The organism is Sphingomonas bacterium, assembly GCF_903643065.1.
GTDB lineage: Bacteria > Pseudomonadota > Alphaproteobacteria > Sphingomonadales > Sphingomonadaceae > Sphingomonas.
Genome location: NZ_CAHJWX010000275.1, coordinates 1 through 3,974 on the forward strand (window position 1 = coordinate 1; position 3,974 = coordinate 3,974).

3 protein-coding genes are annotated in these 3,974 nt (G+C 70.7%); all 3 read right to left on the reverse strand.

Going from position 1 to position 3,974, the window contains the following annotated elements; translation table 11 throughout:
- Positions 1–42: 42 nt before the first annotated feature.
- On the reverse strand, positions 43–1,146 hold the full coding sequence (locus HUU95_RS10225; RefSeq protein WP_174280017.1) for an OmpA family protein: 1,104 nt from the start codon (positions 1,144–1,146) through the stop codon (positions 43–45).
- 2 nt (positions 1,147–1,148) lie between these two features.
- Positions 1,149–3,056 (reverse strand): S8 family serine peptidase, encoded by a 1,908-nt coding sequence (locus tag HUU95_RS10230; RefSeq protein ID WP_174280018.1) that lies wholly within the window; start codon positions 3,054–3,056, stop codon positions 1,149–1,151.
- A 61-nt stretch (positions 3,057–3,117) separates the two neighbouring features.
- On the reverse strand, positions 3,118–3,974 hold an 857-nt coding region (locus HUU95_RS10235; protein ID WP_174280019.1), incomplete at its 5' end, for an NAD(P)-dependent oxidoreductase.

The window sequence follows — 3,974 nt, forward strand, 5'->3', positions numbered from 1 at the left end:
CCGGGTTCGCCGGCGCCCGCGAGTCGGCGCGACGACCTCGGCCTAGTTGGTATCCCAGGTCTGTGGCGGCAGCTTCTTCCAGCTCGTGATGCGATAAAGGGTGCCGCCGACACCCCCGCCGAGCTTGAGCGTGCCGAGTCCCAGGCTCTGGTAATAGCCCCATGGACGTGACGGGCCGTCGGCCAAGCCGCCGAACACGATCAGTCCGATCTCGCCGCCGCCTGCGATCATCTGCAGCTCGGCATTGCCGATGGTGAAGGAGCGGGCCGCCACGATCTGTCCGATCGTGAGATTGGCGGCCCATTTCGTGCCCAGCAAGACGCCACCGGTAGTGCCGCTGGGGCCGGTTATCTTCGCCGCCTTGATCGTGTCGGAGACGTTCTGAGAGTCGCCGAACTTCATCGCCGCGGTCCTGAGGATATCGATGATGTGTTCTTTCCCGAACTCCTTGGCGGCGGCGTACACTTCCTTGACGGTGGAGGCCGCGGACACGGCCACCTTCTCGGCCCCGAGCGCCGCCTCCTTTCCGTCTACCCTAATCTCCGCGCCGACGCCCCCGCCATAGGCGTGGATGATCCATTCCTCGCCCTGGTCGTTACGCAGCGTCAGATCGATCTTGCCGGCCGAGACCGGACCGTGGACGGGCAGGCCGAACGTGTCGACGCCGGTAATCAGCCAGCAGCCCTTGGGCGCGGGCGGCAGATGAAATGGTGGCTTCTCCTCGGGATAGTCGGGAGTAGGAATGTCGAGTGGCACGCCGAACCAGCGGATCAGCACCGCTCGCCAATAGCCGTCATTGTCCTTCTGCTCGATGTTGAAGCTTGCCGCGTCCTCCTCGCCCTTGGGGCCCCGGATGTTCACATTGATCCCCGAATGCTTCAACTTGATATACGCCTCGACCTTGTCGAGGCGCTTCTGGCTCAGCGTGGCGTTGGCGGCGTCGCTGCCCAGCCGGCTGGTGTGGCCATAGATATCGACCCAGGCATTTGGGTTCGCCTTCATCTTCGGCACGAAATACGTGTCGATCCAGTTCTTGTGCCCGTGCAGCAGGTCGGCCGAGTTGTTGAAGAACTGGCAAAGGCGGACGCCACCCAGGCGGCCGTTGATCGTAAAGGGCTGGATCGGCGATTTGGCCGCGTTCGCCATGGCTATTCTCCGGCTGAGTGACGGGATGTCGAGGACAAGGCTGGGATAGGGGCAGGGGCGGGGCGGAGCCGCGCCATCGCCGCCTGCGCGTTCAGCAGCCTGACGCCGCCGTCGCCCGGTGTCGCGGTGTCGAGCAGCAGCGCGCGCAGCTGCGCAATGGTCAGCGACGGCCGGACCGCGAGCAGTTTGGCGGCGGCGTTGACGACGTTGGGCGTCGCCATCGACGTGCCGGACGTGCGCACGTGCCGGCCGCCGGGCATCAGGCTCTCGACCCGGAAGCCGTTCGCCGCGATGTCGACCGACGGCCCCAGGGTCGTGAAGCTGGTCGGCACGCCGTCCTGCCCCACCGCCGCGACCGTCACCACGTTGGGAAAGTCGAACGCGGCGGGCACCGAGCCCTGGAAAGCGGCGGAGTTGTTGCTGTTTCCTGCCGCGCAGACGAACAGGATGTCGGGCGCCGAGCGGATCGCGTCGGCCAGGCCCTGCGCCTCGATCGCGAACAGCCGGGCGGCCTCCGCCGCGCGCTCGGCCGGGGGCACGCCGTTGGCGGCGAGCTGGTCTTCATATTCGGTCTTGATGTCGACCGTCCAGCTCATGTTGGCGACGCGCACGCCCGCGGCGCGCATGAACGCGACCTCGTCCTGATAGCCTTGCGCATAGGCGCGCGCGATCGCCTCGGTGGGGCGGCGCGGCGGCTGGTGCCACTCGAAGTTGCGCCGCACCGCCATCATCCGCACCGCCGGATCGCCGCGCGCGACGATGCCCGCGACGTGCGTGCCATGGAACCAGCCGCCGACCCATCGCGACTGGTCGAAGAAGGTGCCGATCTCCGCCACGCTCCCGGTGGTGAAGAAGGCCTGGGCGCGCTCGGCCGCCGGCGTGGCGTCGCCTTCGCCCAGCTCCTCGAAGCCGACCCACCGATCGATCAGCGCCGCCTGGTCGGCGGCGATGGCGGGCGACGGCGCGATCAGCTCGTCCGCCACGCGCGCGCCGTTCTCGTCCAGCCCGACGCCGTGGACGTCGCCGGCCCAGCCGTCTCCGTCCAGATCGCGCGTGCCCGCCTGCTCGCGCGGGTTGAACCAGACCCGGCCGGGGAACAGCGCGGTATCGAAGCCGCCGTCCCAGATCGCGACGGTGACGGGCGTCAGCCGGTCGGCCGCGCCCAGCGTCACCTCGCGCGCGGCCCAGAGGTCGGGCTTGGGCGCGCGATGGCTCGCGAGGTAGGCGCGGTCCGCCGCGACGAGCTGCGTCTTGAGCGGCACGAAGTCGCGGACGATCACGGTGGCGAAGACGAGGTCCAGCACGGCCTCGTCGTCCAGCGCGCCGCCCCCGTCCGCCTGCGGCTGATAGCGCCGCGCGAACAGCCCGCCGAAGAAGCCCGCCCCCGCCGCCCCGTCCCGCCCGACATTCTGCGTCGCGCGGTCGCCATAGACCGACCAGGGCAGCGGCTGAAGCGCGGCGGCATAGGCGCGCGCGAACGCGGCGGCGAAGGCGGGCGTGCCCGGCACCGCGCCCGTCGCCACCGCGTCGGCATAGGCGAGCGGCGTCAGCCCGAGCGACAGCCGGTCGAGCGGCTTGTCCGCATAGCCGCGCGCCAGCGCCACCTCGCGCCGGACGTCGGGATAGTCGCGCCGGATCATCGCCAGCCAGCCAAGATTCTCGTGCATCTCGCGCAGCGTCGTGCGGTCGGTGATCGCATAGCCGGCGAGCGTCGCGTCCAGATCGGCGCGCGCCGTCGCCGCGATCGGATCGAGCAGGTCGGGCCGCGTGATCAGCAGCGCGACGTCGCCGCGATAGGGATAGGCATGGCGCGGCAGGTCGGCGATGCCCGCGACCGGCTTCCTCGTCCCCTGCGCGCCCGCCGCCGCCGCGCACGCCAGCGCCGTCGCCCCTATCCACCGATGTCGCATCGTCACCCCCTTGTCCGGCGATAGACGAGGATGGGCGCGCGAACCGGTCAGTGAAGGGAGGTCAGATCCATCCCTCCAGCACCTGATCGGGAGGCCGATGCCCGTCCGCCCAGGCGCGGATGTTGGCGATCACCTTCTCGCCCGAGGCGACGCGGCCCTCATAGGTGGCCGAGCCCATATGCGGCGTCATCACCACGTTGGGCAGCGCCAGCAGGCGCGGGTCGATCGCCGGCTCGTGCCGCCACACGTCCAGCCCCGCGCCGGCCAGCCGCCCCGCCGCCAGCGCCTCGACCAGCGCGTCCTCGTCGACGATCCCGCCGCGCGAGGTGTTGACGAGGTACACATGCGGCCGCAGCAGCGCGAGCCGCCGCGCATCCAGCAGGTTCTCGCTGTCCGCGTTGCGGGGCGTGTGCAGCGTGACGATGTCGACCGCGCCCAGCATCTCGTCCAGCATCGGATGCCACGCCGCGCCCAGCTCCGCCTCCAGCACGGGGGGTAGCCGGTGGCGGTTGTGGTAATGGATCGACAGGCCGAACGCCCGCGCGCGCCGCGCCACTGCCTGCCCGATCCGGCCCATGCCGACGATCCCCAACGCCTTGCCGCCGATGCGATGGCCGAGCATCCCGCCGGGGCTCCAGCCGCGCCACTCGCCCGATCGCACCAGCGCCTCCCCCGCCGCCAGCCGGCGCGGCACGGCGACGATCAGCGCCATCGCCAGGTCGGCGGTATCCTCCGTCAGCACGCCCGGCGTGTTGGTGACGGCCATGCGCCGGGCGCGGGCGGCGGCGAGGTCGATATGGTTCACGCCCGCGCCGAAATTGGCGATCAGCCGCAGCCGCGGACCCGCGCCCGCGATCAGCCCGGCGTCGATCGCGTCGGTGACGGCGGGCACCAGCACGTCGCAATCCGCCATCGCCG